The following is a 24927-nucleotide window of genomic DNA, read 5'->3' as shown; positions in this document are numbered from 1 at the left end:
GGACCACCCACCAAAACCGCACAAAGAATTGCCGGTAAAGCTTTGTTTTTCCTCAATATATGAATGTTCCCCATCAAATCTCACCCTTCATGGAACTGCCTCAATTCAACTTCAACTCCGTGCGCTCAGGCTACGAGGACCTTGTTTCAAAAAGCAAGCGTCATTGGATCGGGAGCAATACAATCACTGCCTTTCCGAGCGAAAAAGTTAGGTAAGCAGGGCTGCTGTGTCTTGAGGCCACCGCCCCGCGGCACTAGATTGGTATCGACGCGCGACAACGGAGACCACCATGTTCGGCATTCCCGGCAAGCAAGCCGTGACCATGACACCTAAAGCTGCTGAGCAGATTGCGCGCCTGATGGCATCAGGCGGCCATGCCGGCCTGCGTATCGGTGTCAAGAAAGGTGGTTGCGCTGGTATGGAATATACCATGGACTATGTCGATCAGCCGGATGCGAATGATGAAGTCGTCGAACAGGACGGCGCGCGGGTCATGATCGCTCCGATGGCGCAGATGTTCCTGTTCGGCACGGAAATCGACTATGAGGTGTCCTTGCTGGAATCCGGCTTTAAGTTCCGCAACCCGAATGTTGTCGATGCCTGCGGGTGCGGTGAATTGATCAAATTCGACGAAGGAATTTCGTCTCAGGGCTAGGCTGTCGCCTGCAGGTGGACGTAGGTCTCGTTAAAGCGCTGTGTCAGGTGATCCCCTGCCCGGATGACGTTGCCTGAAGCCGGCGGTGCGACGTTGGTGTCGTAGGACGGGTTAAAGAACAGCGGGACCGACAGGCGTTCCTGGGTGCCGCCGACAACCCGGTGAAGCGTTGCCTTGACCTGACCCGCTGTCCAGAACTCCAGCATCTCTCCGAAATTGATCACGAAGGTACCGGGCGCGGCCTCGACCCTCTCCCAGCTCTGGTCCGGCATGCAGACCTCAAGGCCCGAAGTCCCGTCCGTTGCCAGCAGGGTCAGGCATCCGTAATCCGTGTGGGCCCCGATCCCAAAGTCCTTTTCGCCGGCCCAGTCCGGGCGCTGCGGATAGAAATTGCCGCGCAGCAACGCCATGGGTGTGTCGAAGGCGGTATCGAAACTGTTCTCATCACGACCCAGCGCCACCTCAATTGCACGCAAAACGCGCATCGCAACGGCGCAGGCATCCATATAGTAGCCCTGTATCGTCTCTCTGAAACCCGGCAGGTCCTGCGGCCACAGGTTTGGGGCATAGACACTCAGTCCCGCGCCCGAATAAGGGCTGGCCTCGGGCACTTCGTAGCCGCAATCGAAGACCTCTTTGAAATCCGGGTTCGCCGCCGGGTCGACCTGTTCGGACTGTGACGCGCCCCAACCGCGGTTGGAGCCGGTCGCGGCCATATCAACCAGCCTTTTCTGGGATTCGGGAAGGTGAAAGAACGTGCGGTACGCATCGAGGACACGGCGCACCCGGTCGCCATCCAGCCCAGTATTGGACACGGTCAAAAAACCCACATTCCCAACCGCGCGCATCAGTTTGGTCAGCTCGGACGGATCACGACGATCCAGTTTTTCCAGATCAAGATTTTCGATCATTCTGCCTCTACCTCTTTGCGGCGGAACCTGCCGTTTTGTTTCCTGCTCCGCAACCGGAATTGTCAGACCGGACTGTCAGTGCTATCCGGTTTCTGAAAGCAGGATTTTCAGGGGGACTGTGCGATGCGGCGCAAGCTGGCGGCTGGCAATTGGAAAATGAACGGAACCGCTGCGGCGCTGAGCGAGTTGGAGGATCTGGCGCGCTCTTTTCCGGCACCCTCTGTTGATGTGCTGATTTGCCCTCCGGTAACGCTGTTGCACCGCGCTGCCGAGACCGTGAAGGGCACTGGAATCGCCGTCGGTGGTCAGGACTGCCATGCGGCGACCTCAGGTGCCCATACGGGCGACGTCAGCGCCGAGATGCTTGCGGATGCTGGTGCCGGATCTGTGATCCTGGGCCATTCCGAGCGCCGCGAGGATCACGGAGAGCAAAACGAGGATGTCCGCACCAAGGCGCGCACGGCGATGGATGCCGGGCTGATGACCATCATTTGCGTAGGCGAAAGCCTGGAACAGCGCGAGGCGGCCAATACGCTGGATATCATCGGCGGTCAGATGTCGGGGTCGATTCCCGATCAGTCGACAGGCGAAAACCTTGTAGTCGCCTATGAACCGATCTGGGCCATCGGCACCGGCAAGGTTCCGACGCTGAACGAAATTGGTGATGTTCATGATTTCATGCGGGCCCGGCTGGAACGTCGCTTTGGCGAAGGCGTTGGGCGCTCGGTCCGGCTGCTGTATGGCGGATCGGTCAAACCCTCGAACGCCGCAGATATCTTTGGCGTTTCGAATGTGGATGGCGCCCTTGTCGGTGGCGCCAGCCTGAAAGCGCAGGATTTCTCGGGCATCATCGAAGCCCTGCAAAGGGCCTGAGCGCGCGCTTAGGCCAGCTTCATCGTCACCAGCCCAGACACGATCAGTACAGCCGCGATGACCCGGGCCGCATTCAGCGTCTCGCCCAGAAGCATCACGCCGACCAAGAACGCGCCGACCGCACCGATGCCGGTCCAGATGACATAGGCTGTACCCAGGGGAAGCGTGCGCATCGCCATGGCCAACAGGCCGAACGATCCGATCATGGTCACCCCCATGATGGCCGTTGGCCAGATGCGCGTGAAACCGGCCGATTGCTTCATTGCAACGGCCCAGACAACTTCAAGAAGACCGGCAAGTAAAAGATATATCCAGGACATAAGGACCCCTCATGTGAAACCGGGTCGTCCCGGTTTTCCGCCCGTTTTGGGGAGGTCGTCCTCTGCCCTTCACATAAGCAACGCGGGCCGTGAATCAAGGCTCGCTGGCGCGGTCGGGTCAAATTAAGAAATCTGTCATCCGAAGTTTACGTTGGGCCGATATCCGACCCCCGGAAAGCGCGACCGCGGAATCCGGAGCCAGAATGTCCAAAAACGCCCAAGCCGAACACAAAACCTGTATCTTGTGCATGAAATGGGGCGAGGTCTTTGGGGCGGACGACGTCAACACTCTCTACCGTGCGGTTCGCGACCAGTTGAGCGTGGATCATGATTTTGTCTGTATCACGGACGATCCCCGCGGGCTGGATCCCGGAATCCTATGCCATCCGCTCAACTTTCCTCAGATGGCGCGGCCTGACTGGCAAAACGGTCGCTGGCCTAAACTGCTGATGTTTGACGAAAAGATTGTCGGCCACTATGAGGTCACGCTGTTTCTGGATCTGGACGTGCTTGTCACCGCAGACATCGAACCACTGATCGACACGGTCAGAAAGCGCCGTGGGCTGTTTCTGATGCCCAAGTTTCGCGGCTTTGTGTGGCGCTCTATCCCGGCGGTGTTTTGGGATCATACACCCGCCTTTATGAACAGGGTGACGCGCGGCAACTCGTCGATCGTCGGCTTTGTCCCGTCCGAACAACGGCACCTGTTCGACCGGTTCGACGCCGCCACACATGTCGCCAAGTTCGGGAACGACCAGAATTACATCTCGGCACTGGCGCATGATCGGAAATGTTATCCCAAGGGCTGGTGCATCGGCCTTCATCATCTGGTGCCTTATTGGCCTTTTGGGTTGATCTTCAAACAATACAAGAAATTCCAAAACGCTCGAAAATCGTGATTTTCAACGGCCACCCAAAACCGTTCGAACTGATTGGCAACGATGTGGGGTATTGGGGATATGGCCGCAGACGTGCCTTTGGCGCTGTCGGTTGGGTTCAGCAATATCTGCAGAAATACAGCACCTGAAAGAACTGAGCCGGCCTAATTTTGGCCGGCTCAGTTTGCTTGTGATCTGACCTAGTTTGTGACGATCTCGGGTCCCATGAACGTGTTGGGCAGGAAGGTCGATATCCACGGAATGTACGTCACCATGATCAGGAAGACGAACAGAACCGCCAGGAACGGCAACGCGGCCCGCACAACACCCATCATCGGCATCCCCGCGACGCCCGAGGTTACGAACAGGTTCAACCCGACCGGAGGTGTGATCATCCCGATCTCCATGTTCACCACCATGATGATGCCCAGATGGATCGGGTCGATGCCCAATTCAATCGCAATCGGGAACACCAGCGGCGCAACAATCACCAGAAGTCCCGAAGGCTCCATAAACTGACCGCCGATCAGCAGGATCACGTTCACCACGATCAGGAAGGTGACCGGCCCAAGACCCGCTGACAGCATGGCGCTGGCGATGTGCTGCGGCACCTGTTCGTCGGTCAGCACATGCTTGAGGATCAGCGCGTTAGCGATGACAAACAGCAGCGTTACAGTCAGTTTGCCAGCCTCGAACAGCGTGTGCTTGGTGTCGGGGTGGAAGAACGCCGTGATCAGCGCATAGGGTTTTCTCAGCAGTGAGATGTTCTTGGCATCCCCTTCGGTGCTCAACGGCCCCATGTCCTTATAGACAAAGCTTGCAATGAAGAACGCATAGACAGCGGCCACCGCAGCGGCCTCGGTCGGGGTGAAGATACCGCCGTAGATGCCGCCCAGAATGATCACGATCAGGAACAGGCCCCAACCGGCCTCGCGTGCCGACGCAAAGATTTCGCCCCAACCCTTCCAGTCACCTTTGGGCAGGTTCTTGACCTTGGCCATGACATAGATCGTGATCATCAGCATCAAACCGGCCATCAGGCCCGGAATGACCCCGGCCAGGAACATCCGGCCCACCGAAACCTCGACCGCGGCGGCATAGACCACCATCACGATAGAGGGCGGGATAAGAATGCCCAGCGTACCCGCGTTACAGATCACACCGGCGGCGAATTCCTTGGAATAGCCGACCTGACGCATCCCCGCGATGACGATGGAGCCGATAGCGACCACGGTGGCAGGGCTGGAGCCCGACAGTGCCGCAAACAACATACAGGCGAAAACACCCGCAATCGCCAGACCGCCCGGCAGATGCCCCACACAGGCAATCGAGAATCGGATGATCCGCCGTGCCACGCCGCCCGTTGTCATGAAAGACGACGCCAGAATGAAGAACGGGATCGCCAACAGGGTAAAGTGCCCCTCGAACGCCTCGAACAGCGTGCCCGCAACCGAGGCCAGCGAACTGTCGGAATAGATCAGCAGGAACAGGGTCGAACTGAGGCCCAGTGCCACCGCAATCGGAACACCGATCAACAGCAGGCCGATGACCATCGAGAAAAGAAGAATTACGTCCATCAGTCATGCTCTCCCTGCTGAGCCCGGACCTCTTCGATCTCGTCCTCGACTTCGTGGCTGGCGACAAGGCGATCGGTCTCGCCGCGCCAGATCTGCACAGCGACCTGCGAGAAACGGATCACCAGCAGCAACATCGAAACCGGCAGCACCAGATAAGGCACGACCTTGGGCAGTTTTTCATACCCCTCGCCGTAGTTGATCAGCCCCTCCAGAAAGCGCAGCGGCGCGACCATTGGGATGTCGTCCACCTCATAAAAGCTCTGACTGCGCGCACCGGTATCAAACCCGGTGGGGAACCAGCGGCCCGAGGTCGGCGGCAGGTCTGCAAACACCGCCCAATAGTCATACGACCCCTTCAAGAGCAGCAACGAAAACACCAGGCAGCACGCCACCGCGATCAGCGCCAGTATCCGGCGCGGTGCGGGGTTCAGCATGTTCAGGATGGCGTCCACGCCAAGATGCGCGTGTTTCTTTACTGCGTATGACGCGCCCAACAAGACCAGCCAGCCGAACATGAAAACCGTCAGTTCAAGCGCCCATAATATGTTCGAGTTGAAGAAGTACCGCGCGATCACATTGGCGAATGTCACGGCCGTCATCAGGCCCAGCAGCAACGCGATCAGGGTTTCTTCGATATGGTCGACCAGCCCGCCCTGGCCGGATTTCGCACCAGACATCTTTCTGTCCCCGCATTTTCGTGATTGGAGTTCAGGGGCGGGCCTGTGTCAGCCCGCCCGGCCGGCGCGTCGATAACTCCCCAGTCTTCGGACGCGCGGCCTGTTCCGGGATCAGAACCCGGCGTTGATGGCCTGCGCGGCGTCGATCTTGTCCTGACCGACGTCACCGGCGAACTGGTCCCAGACCGGCTTCATCGCGTCAACCCAGGCCTGACGCTGTTCGGGGTTCAGTTCCCGAATGATACCACCGGCATCGGTGATCGAGGCTTTGGCCGCTTCGTTCACTGCGAAAGCTTCCTTGTTCCGCTGCTCGGTCACTTCGCCCAGAATGGTCAGGAACTGGTCACGGACTTCCGGATCCAGGCTGTCCAGCCAATCCACCGAGGTCACGACCAGATAGTCGATGATGCCGTGGTTGGTCTCGGTGATGCCATCCTGAACCTCAAAGAACTTTTTGCCGTAGATGTTCGACCAGGTGTTCTCCTGCCCGTCCACAACGCCCTGTTGCAGCGCGCCGTAAACCTCGGAGAACGCCATCTTCTGCGGGCTGCCACCAATGGCTTCCATCTGCGCAACCAGCACGTCCGAGGACTGTACCCGGAATTTCAGGCCATCCGCATCCGCGGGGTCTACCAATGGCTTGTTGGCCGACATCTGCTTCATGCCATTGTGCCAGAAGGCGAGCCCCTGCAGGCCGCGGCGCTGCATGCTGTCTTTCATCGCCTGACCATCCGCCGAGGCCTGGAATGCATCCACAGCTTCGATGTTCTTGAACATGAACGGCAGATCGAACAGGCGGAACTGTTTGGTGAACTTCTCGAACTTGGACAGCGACGGTGCGGCCAGCTGAACGTCGCCCTGCAGCATCGCCTCCAGCACTTTGTCGTCGTTATAGAGGGTCGAGTTCGGATAGACCTCCATGCACATCACGCCGTTCATCTCGTCATTCACACGCTGTTCCAGCAGCGAGGCCGCGATGCCCTTGGGGTGTTTGTCGGTGTTTGTAACATGCGCGAATTTGACGACGATTTCGCCGTCTTCGCAGGCCGCCATCCCGGCGGTTGCGGTTACAGTCAGTGCAACTGCCGTTGCAGCCGTTGTCAGGAATTTCATAAGTCTTTTCCTCCCAGACTTCTTCAAATTTCCACTGGGCGCCGAGTTGGCACCGCATGTCGGGAAGTGAACCGAATCGCTGGGTCCGGCTCAACGTTTTGTTTCACCTGCCGCGTGATCCGGTTTCGTCATTCATTTACAATACCTTAAAAGATGCACTTCAGAATCGGGTATTGCACACCGACACTCCGCGTGCGGATTTTCGCACACGCGTGTGGCGCCCTGTGCGGATTTCCGCACACATCCCGAATCGTCTATAACGAATCGGTTCAACTTCAACCTTGGTGGAACCGCAGCCCGCGTCAGCGGGCTGCCCGGCCCAACGCCTTTCAGCGCATGAAAATGCGCTGAAAGGAGGCGGGAGTATTCCGCCGCTACCTGCGGTAATCCTCGGGGCGAATTCCGTAGCGGGCCAGTTTGTCGTAAAACGTCTTGCGCGGCAGCTTCAGCGCCTTTGCCGCGTCGGCCGCTTTGCCGTTGTGCCGCCCCAGCGCCGCAATCAGCAAGGAACGTTCAACCCGCGCCATCTGTTCGCTCAGCCCCAGATCGGTGGCCTGCGACACCTCTTCCGGCATGCCCAGAACAAACCGCATTGCCGCCGACATCAGCGATCGGGCATTGCCCGGCCAGTCGCTCGCCATCAACGCTGCCATATGTTCCGACGAGATGTCCGGTTCGGCAATTCCGGCCTGCTCGGCCGCCTGCGCAACGTAGTGGCGAAAGATCACCGGAATGTCCTCGGGCCGTTCGGCCAGCGAGGGAATGCGCACCCGCATGACATCCAGTCGATAGAACAGATCCGCGTGAAACCGCCCCCCAGAGGACAAATGCGCCAGATCAGCCGTTGTGCCTGCCAGAATGCGCGCGCCCACGCCCTGTTCGACAAGCTCAAGCGCCGCGTATTGAGTTGCCTCGGGCATCGCCGAAATCTCGTCAAGAAACAGGGAGCCCCCGGCAGCATCCTCGCACATCCGGACCAATTCACCCGCCGTCAGGCCCGAAGACGGCCTTTTGACAAACGGACCCTGCCCCTGAGGCGACATCAGGTGAACAACCTCGGCCACTTTTGAGATGCCGCTGCCGGCGGGCCCGGTGACCAGAACCTCGGCCCCTGTTGGCGCGACGGACCGGACACGCTCGCGCAGGGCTTCGGCCTGCGGGGACAGGCCAAACAGCAACCGCGCGGCGGGGTCGCCGCGTTCCAGTTCGTGTTTCAGAGCGCGCTGCTCAAGAACCTGTATCCGGCGGGCAAAGGCTTTGCCCAGAACCTCAAGCAGATCGGCTGCGGCGCAGGGTTTTTCAAGAAAGTCAAAAGCACCCTGCCCCATGGCCTGCACCGCCATGGGAATGTCACCTTCACCGGTCAGCAGGATGACAGGCAGGTCGGGGTCGATGTCGTGCGCATAGTTCAAAAGGTGAAACCCGTCCCGGCCGGGCATGCGAATGTCCGAGACGATCACGCCGGGAAAATCGGCCCGGATTTGATCCTTGGCCGCCACGAATGATCCTGCCGTAACCGGGTCATACTCGGCCAGTTCCAGGGTCTGCGCCAGCGCCTCGCGCACCGCCGCGTCGTCATCGACCAAAAGAACTTTGCGGCTCATGTCACCTCGTCTTCCCGGAAATACTCCAGCTCAACCGTGAAAATTGCGCCGGTTTGCGCGTTGGTACCGCGAATATTTCCGCCAAAGCTTTGCACCAGACCATAAGATATGGACAGACCCAATCCCATCCCTTCCGAGGACCCAACCGCCTTGGTCGTATAGAATGGCTCAAAGAGTTTTTCCGTATTCTCAATACCCGGACCGATATCCCGCACAGTAACGGCCAGTTTCTGTCCGGTGTTGATTTCAATACGAATAAGCCTTTCGTCCTGTTGGCTCATCGCGTCGGCCGCGTTGTTGATCAGATTTACAAAAACCTGCACAAGGCGCACTTCACCGCCCCAAGCGAAAACCGGGCTGTCCGGTGCATTCCACTCCAACGTAACGCCGTCGGCCCGCATCCGCGCCTCGGTCAGTTCCACCGCTGTGTCGATCACCTGCACCAGATCAACCTTGCCCATGGGTTCGTTTTCGTTGCGGGCGAACGCGCGCAAGTTCTTGATAATCCGCGCCATCCGGGCGGCCATATCGGAAATCCGGGTCAGGTTTTCCGCCGCTTTTCCTTCGCGACCGCGCGTCAGAAACGCGGCCCCGTTATCCGCAAATTGCTGGATCGCCATTAGCGGCTGATTGAGCTCATGGCTGATACCTGCCGACATCTGCCCAAGGGCACTCAGCTTGCCGGCCTGAATCAACTCTTCCTGCGCGTGTTTTAGGGCCGTCTCTGCCTCCTGACGTTCGTGTACTTCACGCCGCAGGGCTGTGTTCGCAGCCGTCAGCGCGCGCGTTCGTTGCGCGACGCGGCTTTCCAGAACGGCGTTGGCCTGCGCCAGCGTTCGGCGTCGTTCGGTCGCCAGAAACAGGAGGGCCCCGAAAGCAAAGCAGATCGCCGCGACCGCTGCCGCCTGCAAACCCGCCAAACGTCGTGCCGGGGCGACATCGACCAGCACCTCGGCGGTCATGTCGATTACAGGCAGGTCCAATGTCAGATGCAGGGCCCGCTGAGGCAAGTAACGGCCCCAGTTCAGCCTCCACAACTCATGCCCGCCGACATGGGTTGAACTGAACCCGGCCGCGCCATTCCCCGGCGGGTTCAACCCGCGCTGCCCTTCGGCACGTTGCCAGAATAGCAGGTCGGACCGGTTCGAGATAAAGACGATCCCATCCGCGTCGACGAAGAAAACCGCTTCTGTACTGCCGCGCCAAGTCTGTTCCACATCCTGAACATCGGCGACAACCATTAATGCGCCTTCAACCTGCCCGGTGGGACCAAAGGCCGGGGCGGCGTAGGAATAGAAACGCTCGCCGCTGACAGGCTGAACGCCGTGGGCACTGCCCAAGGCGCCCTGCATGGCGCGCTCGAACGCGGGATGCCCGGCCATGCTGTTCCGCGTAACGGGTTGAGCGGCCGACAACACGCGGCCCGTGCGATCCACATACATCATGTTGACCGCCGCCGTCTTATCCGCGACGTCCAACAGCATCGCCCGCGCCGCGTTTTGCTGAACGACAGTTTCCGGCGCGCGCAGAATTGGGTGGTCCGCCATCAGCACCGCCAGTTCCTGATACACCTGCATCTGCGTGCTCAGCCGGTCGGCGGCCAGTTCAAGGTCGGCCTCGGCCTTTTCGCTCAACTGCGACAGCGCTTGCCGATAACCATAGGACCAGACGCCGGCGGACAACAGCCCGACGGCAAACAGAAAACCCAGGATGACCCAGACCCGTTGCATGACATAGGGTCTTGCATTCAGCGCGCCGCATGGCAAGTCTGCGCCGCATGAAGACGGTGTCGCAATCCCCGATCCAGCCGGGTTTCGTTCAGAACCCATACCCGTTTTACGACAAGGCCCGGACGATGGGCGATCTTGTCTACTGGAGCGATTATGAGATGCCCGCGGCGGTTTCGCACCGGGCCGCTCAGGCATTGCTGAAGGATCGCCGCTTTGGTCGCGAAGTCCCCGCGGAAATGCAGCGCCCCGGACCGGCCCACCTTGCGCCCTGGCTGAATGTCGAGGCCCATTCGCTGCTGGAGGCGGAACCGCCTCGCCACACGCGGCTGCGCGCCCTTGTCATGCGGGCCTTTACTTCGCGCGCGATTGCCGCGCTGGAGCCGTCGATCCGGGATCTTTGCCACAATCTGATCAACGGGTTCGGAAGCGAACCGTTTGACCTGCTGGATGCCTATTGCACGCAGGTTCCGGTGATCACCATCTGCCGCCTTCTGGGCGTGCCAGAAGAGATGTCGCCAAGCCTTCTGCGCTGGTCGCATGCAATGGTGGCAATGTATCAGGCAAGCAGAACCCGCCAGACCGAGGACGCGGCGGCAGCCGCCTCACAGGAATTTGCCGTATTTCTTGGGGACTATATCGAGCAGCGCCGCAGCGACCCGCAGGACGACCTGATCACCCGCCTGATCGTTGCCGAGGAAGACGGCGAAAAGCTATCCCGGGATGAACTGATTGCCACCTGCATTCTGCTGCTGAACGCAGGTCACGAGGCCACGGTTCATTCGCTGGGCAACGGGATTAAAACGGTTCTGCAACTGGGTGTGGACCCGATGAGCTTTGCGCCGGAAACCATTGACGGAATGGTCGAGGAAATTCTGCGCTATGACCCGCCGCTGCACATGTTCACCCGCTTTGCCTATCAGGACGTCGACCTGTTCGGGCATCAATTCAAGCGCGGGGATGAGGTGGCTCTGTTGCTGGGTGCGGCAAACCGCGATCCCGCGGTCTGGTCGAATCCGGACATGTTCGATCCCAAGCGCCCGGTCGCAACCAATTCCGCCTTCGGTGGCGGATTGCATTTCTGTGTCGGGGCTCCGCTGGCGCGTCTTGAAATGCAGGTTGCTCTGATCGCATTGTTCCAACGATGCCCCGACCTGCGCCTAAGCTCGGCGCCTGAGTTCTCGAATACCTACCATTTTCATGGATTGACCCGGTTGATGGTTCAGGTCTGATCCGGCTCAGCTTTCGATCAGTGCGTTCAATGGCAACATGGTTGTGGATTTGATTTCCTCCATCGACAGCAAGGCCGTGACGTTGTGGACGCGAACTTCAGAGATCAGGCGCTGATAAAACTCGTCATATGCCCGCGCATTCTTGACGCGAACCTTCAGGATGTAATCGATGTCCCCGGCCAGCCGGTGCGCTTCCTGCACTTCGGGCCGGTCGCGCAATGCTTTCAGAAACTTACGCTGCCATTCCGCCTCATGCTCGGATGTGCGGATCAGAACGAAAAACGTCGCTTCGAACCCCAGCGCCTCGGCATCCAGCAACACGGTTTGCTGACCAATCACCCCGGCGCCTTTCAACTTGCGGATTCGATTCCAGACCGGCGTCTTGGAACTGCCGACATGCGCCGCGATTTCATCCAAAGATTGGCTGGCATCGCGCTGTAGCTCGACCAGAATTTTCCGATCCGTGTCATCAATCCGCACCGACATTCCAATTATTCCTTCGTTTTGAAACTTTCGTCCCGTTCGGCAGCTTTCGCAGAACAGGCGTCCTTATTTGCGCACCCATATGGCGCATATCCGGGAATATTTCCTATATTGCAAGTCAAGTCAAACCAACCCGAGACGGCACATGCAGCTTACGCATTCATATGATGGCACAGGACACGTCGATTTTGTCGGCGCAGGCCCCGGCGATCCGGAGTTGCTGACGCTCAAGGCGCTGAAAGCCTTCGAGCGCGCGGATGTCATACTGCATGATCGCCTGATCAGTGCCGAAGTTCTGGCGCTGGCCGGCAAGTCCGCCGTTCTGGTTGATGTCGGCAAGGCCGGTTTCGGCCCGTCGTGGAAGCAGGAAGATATCGACGCCCTGCTGGTCAAATACGCCCGGGCGGGTCAGCGGGTGGTACGCTTGAAATCCGGCGATCCGACGATCTTTGGCCGTCTGGACGAAGAAATCGAAGCGGTCGAGGCCGCAGGCATCCCGTGGCAGATCGTGCCCGGTATCACCGCAGCTTCGGCAGCTGTCGCAGGCATTGGTCAAAGCCTGACCCGGCGCGGGCGCAATTCGTCGGTTCGCTTTCTGACCGGACATGACATGAAAGGCTTTGCCGATCACGACTGGAACGCGTTGGCGCGTCCAGGCTCTGTAGCGGCGATCTATATGGGCAAGAAATCCGCCCGTTTCATTCAGGGCCGTCTGATCATGCACGGTGCCGATCGCGCGACCCCGGTCACGCTGGTCGAGAACGCCTCGCGCCCGGATCAGCGCATTCTGGCCACGTCGCTGGATCAGTTGCCCGCCGATCTGGCCGCCGCCGAATTGGACGGCCCGGCCCTGACTTTTTACGGCCTCGCCCCGCGCGACGCGGCACAGGCCCTGACCGAATTCAAAAAGGAGCACGCCTGATGGCCCGCGCTTTTAGCCCCAAAGTTGTAACCGCCAATGACCTGTTGGAAGGCGACGTGATCTATCTGACCGAGGATGACCGCTGGTCGCGTGACCTGTCCGACGCCGAGCTGATCACCGACGAAGCCCATGCGCAGGTCCGCCTGCTGGATGCCGCGCGTCAGGCGAACAAGATCGTGGGGGCCTACCTGGCCGACGCAGTGGCCGGCGAAAACGGCCCTGAACCCACCCATTTCCGGGAAGATTTCCGCCGCACTGGTCCGTCCAACTATGCCCACGGCAAACAGGAAACTTCCCCGCAGCCCCGGGCCTGACTTCCGGCCCTCTCTCTCCCCTTCAAGGCCCCAAGGTTCGGGGCTGCAACTAAGGACAGCTAAACATGTATCGCTACTCCGAGTTCGACACAGCATTTTTGGCAGAACGCAACGCGCAGTTCCGCGCTCAGGTCGAGCGCCGTATCGACGGCTCGCTGACCGAGGATGAATTCAAACCCCTGCGCCTGATGAACGGCCTGTACCTGCAACTGCACGCCTATATGCTGCGGGTTGCCATCCCCTATGGCACGCTGTCCAGCGCGCAGATGCGCCAACTGGCTCTGCTGGCCGAGAAGTGGGACAAAGGCTATGGCCATTTCACCACCCGTCAGAACATCCAGTACAACTGGCCAAAGCTGAAAGACGTGCCGGACATGCTGGACGCGCTGGCCGAGGTTGGCATGCACGCCATTCAGACCTCAGGTAATACGATCCGCAACGTGACTGCTGATCACTTCGCCGGTGCAGCCGCGGATGAGGTGGCCGACCCGCGCCCCTATGCCGAACTGCTGCGCCAGTGGTCCACCGACCACCCGGAATTCCAGTTCATGCCGCGCAAGTTCAAGATCGCCATCACCGGCTCGGAAAACGACCGCGCCGTGATCAAGGCGCATGACATCGGCCTGCAACTGGTCGAACGGGACGGCGTTCTGGGTGCCCGCGTGATCGTTGGTGGCGGACTGGGCCGTACCCCGATGATCGGCAAGGAACTGTCCGAATTCGTGGCCTTCGACGACCTGCTGGCTTACCTCGAAGCCACGGTTTCCGTGTGGAACCAGATCGGCCGCCGCGACAACAAGTACAAGGCGCGTATCAAGATCACCGTGCACGAGCATGGCATCGACGCCATCCGCGCCAAGGTCAATGAACGCTTCCTGAAGGTCCGTCCGCAGTTCAAGGGCGCGGACATGAACCTGCTGGAAGAGATCAAGGGCCACTTTGCCCCGCCGGCCTTCCGTGAAGGATCGGTTGCCTCGTTCGAGAGCGCCTACACCAACGATCCGGTTTTCCGGTCGTGGGTCGACACCAATATCGCGCCGCACAAGAACGCGGACCACGCGATCGTGACGATCTCGATCAAGAAGCATGGCCAGACGCCGGGTGATGCGACCGCTGAGCAGATGCGCGTGATGGCCGATCTGGCCGAGGAGTTCGCCTATGACGAGCTGCGCATCAGCCATGAGCAGAATGTGATCCTGCCGCATGTCCACAAATCGGACCTGCCCGGGATTCACGCGAGGCTGAAGGAACACGAACTGGCAACCGCCAATATCGGCCTGATCAGCGACATCATCGCCTGCCCCGGCATGGATTACTGCGCGCTGGCGACGGCTCGTTCAATTCCCGTCGCGCAGGAAATCGCGACCCGGTTCGAAGACCTGAAACTGGAGCATGACATCGGTCACCTGAAGATCAAGATCTCGGGCTGCATCAACGCCTGCGGGCACCACCATGTGGGCCATATCGGCATCCTGGGTCTGGATCGTGCAGGCGTCGAGAACTACCAGATCACGCTGGGCGGCGACGGCACCGAGACCGCAGCCATCGGCGACCGTACCGGTCCGGGCTTTGCCTATGACGAGATCGTGCCGGCCGTCGAACGTATCGTCGAGGCTTATCTGGAACTCCGCGAGGACAAAGAGGAGACTTTCCTGCAGACCTACCGTCGGGTTGGTATGGCGCCGTTCAAAGCGGCCCTCTACCCCGAGGCGCAGGCCAATGCCGCTTGACCTGATCCAGACGGAACTGGGTCGTGATCGTCAGGAGTTGACCGAGCGGGTCAATGCACTCAACGACCGGTTCCGCCACCATAGCGCCCACGACGTCATGCACGGCGCACTGGATGAGATCGAAGAGCTTGCCCTGGTCTCAAGTTTCGGGGCGGAATTGGTGGTGTTGCTGCATATGGCTGCGGTGGTAGATAAAGCGACGCCTGTGCTGTTCGTGGACACCCAGATGCTGTTTACGGAAACGCTGGAATATCAGCAGGAGGTCAGCGAACGGCTGGGGCTGAGAAACGTGCATATCATCCGGGCCGAGGAAGAAGAATTGCAGCGCGAAGACCCCTATGGCGCGCTGCGCCTGCGCGATGTGGATGCGTGCTGTAACCTGCGCAAGACCTTTCCGTTGCAGCGCGCATTGGCGGGCTATGACGGCTGGATTACCGGGCGCAAGCGGTTTCAGTCCGGGACGCGGGCCGCGCTTGAATTCTTCGAGGTCGAGGATGGCACCGGCCGGATCAAGGTCAACCCGCTGGCCCATTGGGCGCCAGAGGACGTGCGCACCTATATGGACGAAAACAACCTGCCACGGCATCCGCTGGTGGCCAATGGATACCCTTCGATCGGCTGTGCGCCCTGCACCTCGCCGGTCCAAGAGGGCGAAGACCCCCGCGCCGGGCGCTGGCGCGATCAGAACAAGGAAGAATGCGGCATCCATTTTGTCGATGGCAGGATGGTGCGCGCCGGAGAGAAAACATGAATGTAATCGTGACTGATGAGGGCTTTGCCCCCGACGACTGGACCGACGGCTATGTCACACTGGAAGACGCGGCAAACGATGTCGTATCGCTGGACGTGGGGTCGGACACCGACCCGGACGAGTTGTTTGAACGGCTGGGCGGCGCGCAAATGGTGCGCGTCGACTTTCCGTCTTTCGCGGATGGCCGCGGCTTTACCATCGCGCGCACGCTGCGTCTGAAGGGCTATACCGGCCGTCTGCGCGCCAAGGGGCACGTGCTGGCCGATCAATACGCCATGGCGCGCCGAAGCGGATTTGATGAGGTCGAGATCGACCACAATCTTGCGGCGCGTCAGCCAGAGGACCAGTGGCTGGCCCGTTCAAACTGGCAGGACAACAATTATCAGGCCCGTCTGCGCGGGTAATCCCCGCCAAATACCGGCCAATGACAGGACGTGGGGGCAACTGCCCCCTTTTCCTGACCTGGATCAAAGATTAAACGGAGATGTCGGTTAAGCAGACCGATAGTGAAACGATGACAGAGATGAGACCCGTGACCGAAGCAACCGCCGTTAAGGCCCCCGTTTTGCCCGACGCCCAGACTGTGACCGAGGTCAAGCACTGGACCGACCGCCTGTTCTCGTTCAAGGTGTCGCGCCCGGCCTCGTTGCGGTTCCGCTCGGGTGAGTTCGTGATGATCGGCCTTCTGGGCGACAACGGCAAACCGCTGCTTCGCGCCTATTCCATCGCATCGCCGTCCTGGGATGAAGAGCTGGAATTCTACTCGATCAAAGTGCAGGACGGTCCCTTGACCTCGAAACTGCAGCATATCCAGCCTGGCGACCAGATCATCCTGCGGCCCAAGCCCGTCGGCACGCTGGTTCACGATGCGCTGCTGCCGGGCAAGCGGCTGTGGTTCTTTGCCACCGGCACCGGCTTTGCGCCGTTTGCGTCGCTGCTGCGCGAGCCGCAGACCTATGAGGATTATGACGAGGTCATCATCACCCATACCTGCCGCGAGGTGGCTGAGCTGGAATATGGCCGTCAACTGATCGAGGACATCCGTCAGGATGAACTGCTGGCTGAACTGATCGGCGAAGGCTTTGCCGACAAGATCCGCTATTACCCGACCACCACGCGGGAACAGAGCCCCAAGATGGGCCGCATTACCGAGCTGCTGAAAGACGGGACCGTCTTTGCCGATCTGGGCATCGAAGGTGGCATCAAGCCCGAAACCGACCGGGCCATGGTGTGCGGGTCGCTGGCCTTCAACCTGGACATCAAGGAAATCCTGGAAGAATTTGGTCTGCGCGAAGGCGCCAATTCCGAGCCCAAGGAATTTGTGATTGAAAAGGCCTTTGTCGGCTGATCGGATTGCGCGGGCAGCGGCAAAGACCGGGGCCCGCGCATAAACCCGCTGGAAATCCTGTGGATTTCAGCTTTTCGGCGCGGATCACGCTTGAAACAACCCGCGCGTCAGTCTAAATTCCGGGCTCGAAATTCTGCAATCATCAAAGGAATGAACCCATAGCTCGCAGACCTCACAACGCGCCGCCGCAACGCGATACCGGCCCGCGCGTCAATGATAAGATCCGTGCCCCCGAAATTCGTCTGATTGGCGCTGATGGAGAAAACGTCGGGGTGGTTCATCCCGCAAAGGCCATGCAGATGGCCGCAGATGCCGGACTTGATCTGGTCGAGATTTCGCCCAACGCGAACCCGCCGGTCTGCAAGATCATGGACTTTGGCAAGTTCAAATATGAGCAGCAGAAGCGCGAAAGCGAAGCCCGCAAAAAACAAAAGATCATCGAAGTGAAAGAGGTCAAGTTCCGGCCCAACACCGACACGCATGACTATGACGTCAAGATGCGAAACGTGTTCAAGTTTCTTGAAAACGGCGACAAGGTTAAAGTCACCCTGCGTTTCCGTGGCCGCGAGATGGCACACCAGAACCTCGGGCGCGAGCTGCTGGAGCGTGTCGCCGAAGACGTCAAGGATTTGGGCAAGATTGAAAACATGCCCAAGATGGAAGGTCGTCAGATGATCATGATGATCGGTCCGCTGCCGCAGAAGTAAACCAACGCATATTGCCGAAAGAAGGGCTCCGTCAATTGGCCGGAGCCCTTTTTTTCAGATCACCGCATCAAAGGCGCGCTTTAGCTTGGTCACCAGCTCGTCGATTTGCCCGTCCTCGATGATGAAGGGCGGCGCCAGCAGAATGTGGTCACCGTTTTTCCCGTCCCGTGTGCCGGACATCGGGTAGCATATCAGCCCTTCGGCCAGAGCCGCCTTTTTGATCCGGCCTGCGACGCCTTTGGCCGGGTCAAACGGCGCCTTGCTGTTCCGGTCGGCAACCAGTTCGATGCCGCGAAACAGCCCGCGCCCACGAATATCACCGACGTGCGGATGCTGACCAAACGCCGCCTGTAATGCCGATTGCAGTTGCGCACCCACTGAACCCGCGCGCGTCGGCAGATCGTTTTCCGTCAGTTCCCTTACGACGGCCAGCGCCGCAGCCGTGGCGACCGGATGGCCGATATAAGTATGGCCGTGCTGAAAAAAACCCGACCCGTCCCGGATCGCATCATAGATTTGAGCGGTACAGATCATGGCTCCGATCGGTTGATACCCGGCTCCTAACCCCTTAGCGATGCACAGAATGTCCGGTGCAACGCCATCATGATCGCAGGCGAACAGATGCCCCGTGCGCCCCATGCCGCACATGACCTCGTCAAGAATCAGCAATACTCCGTATTGATCGCAGATCTCGCGAATGCGTATTAAGTACCCTTCGACCGCTGGCACCGCGCCCAAAGTTGCACCCACGACAGGTTCGGCCATGAAGGCCATGACCGTTTCAGGACCCAGGCGCAGGATTTCGGCTTCAAGCTCGTTGGCCACCCGCTGACCATAGTCGAAACTGCTCTCCTCATCCGCCTTTTCAGCATACTCATAGCAGGGTGAAATATGTGTCATCTCGATCAGCATCGGCGCGAACTGCGCGCGTCGCCACGCATTACCGCCCGCTGACAGGGCACCCAGCGTATTGCCGTGGTAGCTCTGACGCCGCGCAATGACATGCCGGCGGTCAGGTTGCCCAATTTCAAGAAAGTATTGCCGCGCCAGCTTGATCGCGGCTTCGGTCGCCTCGGACCCGCCCGAGACGAAATACACCCGGTCCAGATCACCGGGCGCGTGCCGGATCAGCAGGTCCGCCAGTTCTTCGGCCGGCTCGGACGTCATGAAACCGGTATGCGCAAAGGCGATCTGCTGAACCTGATCCTGCACCGCCCGGATCACTGCCGGGTTGGAATGCCCCAGACAAGACACCGCCGCGTCGCCGCAATCCAGATAGCGTCGTCCCTCGGCATCGATCAGGTAACAGCCATCGCCGCCGGCGGCGACAGGCAACTGAGATTTCGTATGGCGTGGAAAAACGTAACTCATTTGAATGCCCCTTCCAACTTGGTGACAAGCGCCGATACCGACGCCGCGTTATCTGCCCAGCGTGTTCCGTCTCGATCCGTCAGGCTGTTCTCAAACCCGACCCGGACATCGCCCCCGCGACGCGCGGCCTCCTCCAGACACGCATGTTCCTGCGCCCCGAAGGCACAAACCATCCAGGGGAACGCCTCTACCGGAAACCGGTCAATATCGCCGGGCGTGGAAACCTGACCGTCGGTATACCGGCCCAGTACCAGCAGGCGATCCACCTGCCCGGCCTTCACAATCCCCGCCTTCTGCCATCGCGTCAAAAGCGCGGCGTCTTCCGCGTCGTACAGGATGTGTTGCACCCGGGTTCCCTGTTCTGCACACAGGTCAAAAATCCGGGCCGCCAGATCAGGCTCCCGCGCAACTTCGCGAACGGAAATGGACGCCCATTCCGGTTGAACCTGTCGCAAACATTCCAGTTGCGCAGGCACGTCAAAAACACCTGCCGCTTCGGTTGTAATCTGAACGTCCATGTTCGGAACAACCCGACGCAACTCGGTGATGGTTTCAATATACTGGCCTGCATCCAGCGAGTGTCGCCCGCGCGCATCGCGAATGTGCAGGTGAAGCCCATCAGCCCCTGCAGTGTGACAGGCCAGCGCGGTCTCCAGAATCTGATCCATGGAAACCGGAAGCTCCGCATGATCCGCCGCCCCCCGCCTTGCGCCGTTCGGAGCCACCAGAATATACGGGAATCGAGAGGGTTCGTCTTGTAATCGCGTATCTGACATCTGCTTTCCTCTGGATTGCTCACCCCATTTATTCTGGTGCGTGTTGTTTTCTACTTGCTAATTTGAAAACATATGTTCTTTTCCCACCATGACAGTCACGCCAAACCAGCTGACCGATCGCTTGCGTCAGGATATCGCACAGATGCCCGCAGGTCTTCAGGCGGCCGCAAAATACATCATCGACCACCCCGGGGATTTCGGCCTGGACCCAATCCGGGTTTCAGCGGCAAAAATCGGCGTCAGCTCAAACGTACTGGTCCGTCTGGCGCAACGCATGGGCTTTGACGGGTTCGAGGCATTCCGCGATCCGTTCCGCAATGCTCTGGTCACCGACCGAGAGGCCGATCTTGATCAGGGCTGGCTGACCACACTGCAGACCGAAGACGAATTCGGCAAAAAGCAAGCCGGGTTTGTACAGAACGAACAGAACGTTGTGACCCGGTCTTTGCGTCTGATGAAACCTGAAAGCACCCGCAAGGCGGTTGACTACATCACATCCGCGCGCCGGTGCTTTGTAACCGCCACGCGCGCAAGCTACGCGCTGGCTTATTACTTCTCTTACGCCGGGCGCATGGCGCATCCGGGTATCCAACTGATCCCCAGGCATGTCGGATCAGCCGCGGATGATCTGCTGGATGCCGACCGTCAGGATTGTCTGATCGCCATCACCGTCCACCCTTATTCCGCGGAAACGATCCAGTCGATGCGCTTTGCTAAACGCAAGGGTCTGCGCCTCATTCTGATCTCCGACAGCGACGTGATCGCGCCCGGTGTCGAACCGGACATTGCGTTTACGGTCAGCACCCGGGCACTGCACCAGTTTTCCTGCTACACAGGCGCGATGGCTGTACTGGAATGCCTGCTGGGTCATCTTTTTGACGCCGGCGGCACCGCGGCCCGCCAACGGATTGACGCGTATCAAAAGGCGCGCGAGGACACCGGCGCCTATTGGCAACCGGCCAAACCACCCAGACTTCGGCGAAAGTAGACGGCCCCGGCGCTCGGCCGGGACCTACCAATCCTGTGCGGCCTACAGGCAGGCTTCAACAGCGCGTTTGGTCATTACACCGACCAGATGCGCCCGGTATTCCTTACTGCCATGCAGATCGCCGATCATGTTTGCCGGGTTGATGCCAAGACCCATCAGGGCATCCGCCCGAAACTCCTTGTTCAGCGCCTCCTCAGCCTCAGACCAACGGAACACTCCATCTTCGCTGGCCCCGGTCACCGCAACGCGCACGCCGTCTGAAAACCGCGCCAGATAGACACCGACCAGCGCAAATCGTGAGGCCGGCTGCAGGAACTTCTGATAGCTCGCCGCCTGCGGCACCGGAAGCCGAACGCTGGTGATGATCTCGCCTTCGTCCAGCGCCGTGGTGAACATCCCCTCGAAGAACTCATCCGCCTCGATCCGGCGGCTGTTGGTGATGATCGTCGCACCGGACCCCAGCGCACCGGCCGGATAGCAGGCCGCCGGATCGTTATTGGCAAGCGAACCGCCGATGGTTCCGCGGTTGCGCACAGCCGGGTCACCGATCTGACCGGCCAGCGCTGCAAGCGCCGGATAGTGCCCCGCAGCCTCGCGCGCCACCGCGGCATGGGTCGTCGCCCCACCTATCGCGACCGAGCCGTCATCCTCGATACAGACCCCATGCATTTCGGCAATCCCGCTCAGCGACACCAGCGCCGAAGGGGCTGCCAACCGTTGCTTCAGCGTCGGGATCAGCGTCTGACCGCCCCCCAGCGCCTGCGCGTCCTCGGACCCAAGCGCGGCAACCGCGTCCGCAATGGTCGAGGGCTTATCAAATTCGAAACTGTACATTTCGTCTTCCTTTCCGAAAGGCGCGGATCCGCCCTTCATCTGGCTATAAATACCTCGGGGGTCTGGGGGCAGAGCCCCCAGCCTCCCCAATCTCTCAGCTGTTCATCGCCGTCCAAACGCGCGACGGGCTCACCGGCATGTCGATGTGATCAACCGCCTTTCCGCCCGAGTTCAGCGCATCCAGCACCGCGTTGACCACCGCTGGTGGTGAGCCGATGGCCCCGGCCTCACCGCAGCCCTTCACGCCCAACGGATTGTGCGTACACGGCGTCTGGCTGGAGTGATCGACACCATAGAACGGCACGTCATCCGCACGCGGCATCGCGTAGTCCATGAAGGACGCACTCAGCAACTGACCGTTCTCGTCATAGGCGCAGTTCTCCAGCAGCGCCTGACCGATGCCTTGACCGATGCCGCCATGTACCTGCCCGTCAACAATCATCGGATTGACGATATTGCCGAAGTCGTCTGCGGCCGTGAAGGCTTCGATCGTGACCTGACCGGTATCCGGATCAACCTCGACCTCACAGGCATAGGCGCCTGCCGGAAACGTAAAGTTGGCCGGGTCATAAAACGCGGTTTCCTCCAGCCCCGGCTCGACCTCCAATGGGTAGTTATGCGGCACATAGGCCGTCAGGGTCACATCACCCCAGGCCACCGATTTGTCGGTACCGGCCACGCTGAACTGCCCGTCCTTCAACTCGATATCGGCATCGGATGCTTCCAGCAGATGGGCCGCGATCTTCTTGGCCTTGTCGATCACCTTCTCGGTTGCCTTGACCATGGCCGAGCCGCAGACCGCAAGGCTGCGCGAGCCATAGGTTCCCATGCCAAACGGGATTTTCGAGGTATCACCATGCACGATCTCAACCATCGATTCATCGATGCCGATCATGTCGGCCACAACCTGAGGAAAGGCCGTTTCATGCCCCTGCCCGTGGCTGTGCGCACCCACCATGACACTGATCGACCCCGTCGCGTTCACGCGCACTGTCGCCGCATCATAGAGACCGGCGCGGGCCCCCAGCATCCCGACGATATTCGACGGCGCAATCCCACAGGCTTCGATATAGCAATTGATGCCCAGACCGCGCAGCTTGCCGTTGGCTTCGCTCGCTGAACGGCGTGCGGCAAAGCCCGCCAGATCAGCGGCAGCCTCAAGCTTGTCCATTGTTCCGTTGTAATCCCCGGTGTCATAGGTCAGCGCCACCGGCGTGTCATAGGGGAACTGGGTGACAAAGTTCTGACGGCGCAGGGCAATCGGATCGACCCCCAACTCGCGCGCGGCTTTGTCCACGACCCGCTCCAACTGGAACGTCGCCTCGGGACGACCCGCGCCGCGATAGGCGTCCACGGGCACCGTGTTGGTGAACATCGCCTTCACATTCACCTGAATGACCGGCGTCTTGTAGTTGCCCGCCATCAATGTGCCATGCAGCCAGGTTGGAACCGAACTGGAGAAGGTCGACAGATATGCGCCCAGATTGGCAAAGGTATTTGTCCGCAACCCGACAAAGTTGTTGTCAGCGTCCAGTGCCAGTTCAATCGTGCTGACATGGTCGCGGCCATGGGCATCCGACATGAACGCCTCGGACCGGCTGGACGACCACTTAACCGGGCGGCCACAGGCCTTGGCAGCGAAGGTGCAGAACGCTTCTTCGGCATAATGGAAGATCTTGGTGCCAAAGCCGCCGCCAACATCCGGCGCGACCACGCGGACCTTGTGCTCGGGCAGGCCCAGCACAAAGGCGCACATCAGCAGCCGGATCACATGCGGGTTCTGCGAAGTTGTGTAGAGCGTATATTCCTCGGTCGCCCGGCTGTATTCGGCCACGGCCACGCGCGGCTCCATCGGGTTGGCAACCAGACGGTTGTTGACCAGATCCAGAGTGGTCACATGAGCGGCATTCGAAAAGACTTCGTTGACCTTGGCGTCGTCGGCCTCACCCAGTTGCCAGTCATAGCAGATGTTGTTCTTCAGATCGTCATGGACCAGCGTCGCGCCATCCTGCGCGGCGGCCTTCATGTCGAGAACCGCAGGCAGTTCTTCGATGTCCAGATCGATCGCCTCGGCAGCGTCGCGCGCCTGTTCCAGACTGTCGGCCACCACGGCGGCAATGGGATCGCCCACATGGCGCACCTTACCCTGCGCCAGGATCGGGTGCGGCGGCTCCTGCATCGGTGCGCCGTGCTTGTCGGTCACTTCCCAGCCGCAGGGCATGCCACCCACGCCTTCAAAATCCTTGCCGGTGAAGACCTTGACCACGCCCGGCATGGCTTCGGCCGCCGAAGTGTCGATGGATTTGATCCTGCCATGTGCGATGTCGGACCGCAGAAAATGCACATAGGCCTGGCCATGTGCGTTGATGTCGTCGGTGTAATTGCCTGCTCCGGTCAGAAAGCGTACGTCCTCGCGCCGCTTGGAACTGGCTCCGATGCCACTGTCTTTGGGCATTGCTTGTTCTCCTCCCTGAAAAAGAATTTTCGTCGAAAATTCTTTATGGCCGCGTCACTCGGCAGCGATGTTGCTTACGTCCTGGCCGGATGCGGCCATGATCGCCTTGACGATGTTGTGATAGCCGGTGCACCGGCACAGGTTGCCTTCCAGATACTTGCGGATTTCACTTTCTGTCGGGCGCGGGTTCTCTTTGAGCAGCGCCGCGGCGCTCATCACCATGCCGGGGGTGCAGAACCCGCATTGCAAACCGTGATGATCCTGAAACGCCTGCTGAATGATGTTCAAAGAGCCGTCGGCATTGGCCTGACCTTCGATGGTGCCCACGTCGGCCCCGTCGGCCTCAAGCGCCAGCATGTTGCAGGATTTGACCGCCTCGCCATTCACATGCACGACGCACGCGCCACATTGCGCCGTGTCGCAGCCCACATGCGTCCCGGTCAGCGAAAGGTGGTCGCGCAGAAAGCTGGACAGCAACGTCCGGCCTTCGACATCACCGCTCACGGACTTTCCGTTCACGGTCATTGAGACCTGTGTCATAAGTTCCTCCCATTTCGTGTTTTTGCTTGCCCCGAGTTAAACACGGGAATTTTCGTTTGAGAACAAAAATCTTTGCCAGCTTTTTCAGCCAGAGAAACGCCCATCTCTCATGAGCTAAACCGGTGTTTCAGAGAAACAAAT

At 59.8% G+C, this 24927-nt stretch carries 25 protein-coding genes; 12 read left to right on the top strand and 13 right to left on the bottom strand.

Features of this window, described 5'->3' with window-relative positions:
* Positions 1–289 precede the first annotated feature (289 nt).
* Entirely contained in the window at positions 290–655 is a 366-nt protein-coding gene (locus ACXAC3_RS12090) for a HesB/IscA family protein (protein ID WP_475160389.1), read from the top strand.
* Here ACXAC3_RS12090 and ACXAC3_RS12085 read toward each other — a convergent pair.
* Positions 652–1566 carry an isopenicillin N synthase family dioxygenase gene (locus ACXAC3_RS12085; RefSeq protein WP_475160386.1) on the bottom strand — a complete coding sequence of 305 codons (915 nt, stop codon included), beginning with the start codon at positions 1564–1566 and terminating at the stop codon, positions 652–654. The two genes, ACXAC3_RS12090 and ACXAC3_RS12085, sit on opposite strands and share 4 nt — an antisense overlap.
* A 123-nt stretch (positions 1567–1689) precedes the next feature.
* On the opposite strand from ACXAC3_RS12085, the gene tpiA reads away from it, so the two are divergent.
* A complete protein-coding gene (gene tpiA, locus ACXAC3_RS12080) occupies positions 1690–2439 on the top strand; it encodes a triose-phosphate isomerase (protein WP_475160384.1) in 750 nt (249 codons plus the stop codon).
* A gap of 8 nt (positions 2440–2447) precedes the next feature.
* Here the strand turns inward: tpiA and ACXAC3_RS12075 are convergent, their stop codons facing one another.
* Positions 2448–2759: a DMT family transporter gene (locus tag ACXAC3_RS12075; RefSeq protein WP_475160382.1), complete on the bottom strand. Its 312-nt coding sequence runs from the start codon at positions 2757–2759 to the stop codon at positions 2448–2450.
* Positions 2760–2962: 203 nt separating this feature from the next.
* On the opposite strand from ACXAC3_RS12075, the gene ACXAC3_RS12070 reads away from it, so the two are divergent.
* Entirely contained in the window at positions 2963–3658 is a 696-nt protein-coding gene (locus ACXAC3_RS12070) for a hypothetical protein (protein ID WP_475160380.1), read from the top strand.
* A 179-nt stretch (positions 3659–3837) separates the two neighbouring features.
* Here the strand turns inward: ACXAC3_RS12070 and ACXAC3_RS12065 are convergent, their stop codons facing one another.
* The 5 genes from ACXAC3_RS12065 to ACXAC3_RS12045 form a co-directional block, all read right to left on the bottom strand.
* Entirely contained in the window at positions 3838–5214 is a 1377-nt protein-coding gene (locus ACXAC3_RS12065) for a TRAP transporter large permease (protein ID WP_475160379.1), read from the bottom strand.
* Entirely contained in the window at positions 5214–5891 is a 678-nt protein-coding gene (locus ACXAC3_RS12060) for a TRAP transporter small permease (protein ID WP_475160378.1), read from the bottom strand. Before ACXAC3_RS12060 ends, ACXAC3_RS12065 begins: the two co-directional genes overlap by 1 nt.
* 111 nt (positions 5892–6002) lie before the next feature.
* Positions 6003–7004, bottom strand: a complete 1002-nt coding sequence (locus ACXAC3_RS12055) for a DctP family TRAP transporter solute-binding subunit (protein ID WP_475160377.1) — start codon at positions 7002–7004, stop codon at positions 6003–6005.
* A gap of 374 nt (positions 7005–7378) precedes the next feature.
* Positions 7379–8608 carry a sigma-54-dependent transcriptional regulator gene (locus tag ACXAC3_RS12050; protein ID WP_475160374.1) on the bottom strand — a complete coding sequence of 410 codons (1230 nt, stop codon included), beginning with the start codon at positions 8606–8608 and terminating at the stop codon, positions 7379–7381.
* Positions 8605–10338, bottom strand: coding sequence for a sensor histidine kinase (locus tag ACXAC3_RS12045; RefSeq protein ID WP_475160372.1), 1734 nt, complete (start codon positions 10336–10338; stop codon positions 8605–8607). Before ACXAC3_RS12045 ends, ACXAC3_RS12050 begins: the two co-directional genes overlap by 4 nt.
* Before the next feature lie 47 nt (positions 10339–10385).
* Here ACXAC3_RS12045 and ACXAC3_RS12040 point away from each other — a divergent pair, with 47 nt between their 5' ends.
* Positions 10386–11567, top strand: a complete 1182-nt coding sequence (locus tag ACXAC3_RS12040; RefSeq protein ID WP_475163420.1) for a cytochrome P450 — start codon at positions 10386–10388, stop codon at positions 11565–11567.
* 6 nt (positions 11568–11573) lie between these two features.
* Here the strand turns inward: ACXAC3_RS12040 and ACXAC3_RS12035 are convergent, their stop codons facing one another.
* On the bottom strand, positions 11574–12053 hold the full coding sequence (locus ACXAC3_RS12035) for an Lrp/AsnC family transcriptional regulator (RefSeq protein ID WP_475160370.1): 480 nt from the start codon (positions 12051–12053) through the stop codon (positions 11574–11576).
* Between the two features lie 142 nt (positions 12054–12195).
* Here ACXAC3_RS12035 and cobA point away from each other — a divergent pair, with 142 nt between their 5' ends.
* The 7 genes from cobA to infC all read left to right on the top strand — a co-directional run bounded on the left by cobA (position 12196) and on the right by infC (position 17822).
* The gene (gene cobA / locus ACXAC3_RS12030; protein ID WP_475160367.1) at positions 12196–12972 is read left to right on the top strand and encodes a uroporphyrinogen-III C-methyltransferase; all 777 of its coding nucleotides are present in this window, start codon (positions 12196–12198) and stop codon (positions 12970–12972) included.
* Positions 12972–13286 carry a DUF2849 domain-containing protein gene (locus ACXAC3_RS12025; protein ID WP_475160365.1) on the top strand — a complete coding sequence of 105 codons (315 nt, stop codon included), beginning with the start codon at positions 12972–12974 and terminating at the stop codon, positions 13284–13286. The genes cobA and ACXAC3_RS12025 overlap by 1 nt, the downstream gene beginning before the upstream one ends.
* Before the next feature lie 65 nt (positions 13287–13351).
* The gene (locus tag ACXAC3_RS12020; RefSeq protein WP_475160362.1) at positions 13352–15016 is read left to right on the top strand and encodes a nitrite/sulfite reductase; all 1665 of its coding nucleotides are present in this window, start codon (positions 13352–13354) and stop codon (positions 15014–15016) included.
* Positions 15006–15767, top strand: a complete 762-nt coding sequence (locus tag ACXAC3_RS12015) for a phosphoadenylyl-sulfate reductase (protein WP_475160359.1) — start codon at positions 15006–15008, stop codon at positions 15765–15767. Before ACXAC3_RS12020 ends, ACXAC3_RS12015 begins: the two co-directional genes overlap by 11 nt.
* On the top strand, positions 15764–16171 hold the full coding sequence (locus tag ACXAC3_RS12010) for a DUF934 domain-containing protein (protein WP_475160357.1): 408 nt from the start codon (positions 15764–15766) through the stop codon (positions 16169–16171). Before ACXAC3_RS12015 ends, ACXAC3_RS12010 begins: the two co-directional genes overlap by 4 nt.
* Before the next feature lie 110 nt (positions 16172–16281).
* Positions 16282–17115 (top strand): ferredoxin--NADP reductase, encoded by an 834-nt coding sequence (locus ACXAC3_RS12005; RefSeq protein ID WP_475160355.1) that lies wholly within the window; start codon positions 16282–16284, stop codon positions 17113–17115.
* Positions 17116–17231: 116 nt separating this feature from the next.
* A complete protein-coding gene (infC, locus tag ACXAC3_RS12000; protein ID WP_475163419.1) occupies positions 17232–17822 on the top strand; it encodes a translation initiation factor IF-3 in 591 nt (196 codons plus the stop codon).
* 54 nt (positions 17823–17876) lie between these two features.
* Here the strand turns inward: infC and ACXAC3_RS11995 are convergent, their stop codons facing one another.
* Entirely contained in the window at positions 17877–19193 is a 1317-nt protein-coding gene (locus ACXAC3_RS11995; RefSeq protein WP_475160353.1) for an aspartate aminotransferase family protein, read from the bottom strand.
* On the bottom strand, positions 19190–19969 hold the full coding sequence (locus ACXAC3_RS11990) for a beta-keto acid cleavage family enzyme (RefSeq protein ID WP_475160350.1): 780 nt from the start codon (positions 19967–19969) through the stop codon (positions 19190–19192). The genes ACXAC3_RS11995 and ACXAC3_RS11990 overlap by 4 nt, the downstream gene beginning before the upstream one ends.
* 88 nt (positions 19970–20057) lie before the next feature.
* Here ACXAC3_RS11990 and ACXAC3_RS11985 point away from each other — a divergent pair, with 88 nt between their 5' ends.
* Positions 20058–20957, top strand: a complete 900-nt coding sequence (locus tag ACXAC3_RS11985) for a MurR/RpiR family transcriptional regulator (protein ID WP_475160348.1) — start codon at positions 20058–20060, stop codon at positions 20955–20957.
* A gap of 42 nt (positions 20958–20999) precedes the next feature.
* On the opposite strand, the gene ACXAC3_RS11980 is transcribed toward ACXAC3_RS11985, so the two are convergent.
* The 3 genes from ACXAC3_RS11980 to ACXAC3_RS11970 all read right to left on the bottom strand — a co-directional run bounded on the left by ACXAC3_RS11980 (position 21000) and on the right by ACXAC3_RS11970 (position 24786).
* The gene (locus ACXAC3_RS11980) at positions 21000–21791 is read right to left on the bottom strand and encodes an FAD binding domain-containing protein (protein WP_475160346.1); all 792 of its coding nucleotides are present in this window, start codon (positions 21789–21791) and stop codon (positions 21000–21002) included.
* 94 nt (positions 21792–21885) lie between these two features.
* Entirely contained in the window at positions 21886–24246 is a 2361-nt protein-coding gene (locus ACXAC3_RS11975) for a xanthine dehydrogenase family protein molybdopterin-binding subunit (protein ID WP_475160344.1), read from the bottom strand.
* A gap of 54 nt (positions 24247–24300) precedes the next feature.
* Positions 24301–24786, bottom strand: coding sequence for a (2Fe-2S)-binding protein (locus ACXAC3_RS11970; protein ID WP_475160342.1), 486 nt, complete (start codon positions 24784–24786; stop codon positions 24301–24303).
* Positions 24787–24927: the final 141 nt, after the last annotated feature.

It is taken from the genome of Ruegeria sp. ABV4_181, from assembly GCF_056158465.1.
This window is presented reverse-complemented; position numbering and strand designations above follow the sequence as displayed.

Excerpts from the sequence above, each read along its gene's own strand:
- ACXAC3_RS12025 (WP_475160365.1), top strand. The coding sequence starts at position 12,972 with ATGGCCCGCGCTTTTAGCCCCAAAGTTGTAACCGCCAATGACCTGTTG.
- ACXAC3_RS12085 (WP_475160386.1), bottom strand. The coding sequence starts at position 1,566 with ATGATCGAAAATCTTGATCTGGAAAAACTGGATCGTCGTGATCCGTCC.
- ACXAC3_RS12005 (WP_475160355.1), top strand. The coding sequence starts at position 16,282 with ATGACAGAGATGAGACCCGTGACCGAAGCAACCGCCGTTAAGGCCCCC.
- ACXAC3_RS11980 (WP_475160346.1), bottom strand. The coding sequence starts at position 21,791 with ATGTACAGTTTCGAATTTGATAAGCCCTCGACCATTGCGGACGCGGTT.
- ACXAC3_RS11975 (WP_475160344.1), bottom strand. The coding sequence starts at position 24,246 with ATGCCCAAAGACAGTGGCATCGGAGCCAGTTCCAAGCGGCGCGAGGAC.
- ACXAC3_RS12060 (WP_475160378.1), bottom strand. The coding sequence starts at position 5,891 with ATGTCTGGTGCGAAATCCGGCCAGGGCGGGCTGGTCGACCATATCGAA.
- ACXAC3_RS12050 (WP_475160374.1), bottom strand. The coding sequence starts at position 8,608 with ATGAGCCGCAAAGTTCTTTTGGTCGATGACGACGCGGCGGTGCGCGAG.
- ACXAC3_RS12045 (WP_475160372.1), bottom strand. The coding sequence starts at position 10,338 with ATGCAACGGGTCTGGGTCATCCTGGGTTTTCTGTTTGCCGTCGGGCTG.
- ACXAC3_RS12010 (WP_475160357.1), top strand. The coding sequence starts at position 15,764 with ATGAATGTAATCGTGACTGATGAGGGCTTTGCCCCCGACGACTGGACC.
- ACXAC3_RS12055 (WP_475160377.1), bottom strand. The coding sequence starts at position 7,004 with ATGAAATTCCTGACAACGGCTGCAACGGCAGTTGCACTGACTGTAACC.
- ACXAC3_RS12070 (WP_475160380.1), top strand. The coding sequence starts at position 2,963 with ATGTCCAAAAACGCCCAAGCCGAACACAAAACCTGTATCTTGTGCATG.
- ACXAC3_RS11995 (WP_475160353.1), bottom strand. The coding sequence starts at position 19,193 with ATGAGTTACGTTTTTCCACGCCATACGAAATCTCAGTTGCCTGTCGCC.
- ACXAC3_RS12065 (WP_475160379.1), bottom strand. The coding sequence starts at position 5,214 with ATGGACGTAATTCTTCTTTTCTCGATGGTCATCGGCCTGCTGTTGATC.
- ACXAC3_RS12040 (WP_475163420.1), top strand. The coding sequence starts at position 10,386 with ATGAAGACGGTGTCGCAATCCCCGATCCAGCCGGGTTTCGTTCAGAAC.
- ACXAC3_RS12015 (WP_475160359.1), top strand. The coding sequence starts at position 15,006 with ATGCCGCTTGACCTGATCCAGACGGAACTGGGTCGTGATCGTCAGGAG.
- cobA (WP_475160367.1), top strand. The coding sequence starts at position 12,196 with ATGCAGCTTACGCATTCATATGATGGCACAGGACACGTCGATTTTGTC.
- ACXAC3_RS12090 (WP_475160389.1), top strand. The coding sequence starts at position 290 with ATGTTCGGCATTCCCGGCAAGCAAGCCGTGACCATGACACCTAAAGCT.
- ACXAC3_RS12075 (WP_475160382.1), bottom strand. The coding sequence starts at position 2,759 with ATGTCCTGGATATATCTTTTACTTGCCGGTCTTCTTGAAGTTGTCTGG.
- tpiA (WP_475160384.1), top strand. The coding sequence starts at position 1,690 with ATGCGGCGCAAGCTGGCGGCTGGCAATTGGAAAATGAACGGAACCGCT.
- ACXAC3_RS12020 (WP_475160362.1), top strand. The coding sequence starts at position 13,352 with ATGTATCGCTACTCCGAGTTCGACACAGCATTTTTGGCAGAACGCAAC.
- ACXAC3_RS11990 (WP_475160350.1), bottom strand. The coding sequence starts at position 19,969 with ATGTCAGATACGCGATTACAAGACGAACCCTCTCGATTCCCGTATATT.
- ACXAC3_RS12035 (WP_475160370.1), bottom strand. The coding sequence starts at position 12,053 with ATGTCGGTGCGGATTGATGACACGGATCGGAAAATTCTGGTCGAGCTA.
- ACXAC3_RS11970 (WP_475160342.1), bottom strand. The coding sequence starts at position 24,786 with ATGACACAGGTCTCAATGACCGTGAACGGAAAGTCCGTGAGCGGTGAT.
- ACXAC3_RS11985 (WP_475160348.1), top strand. The coding sequence starts at position 20,058 with ATGACAGTCACGCCAAACCAGCTGACCGATCGCTTGCGTCAGGATATC.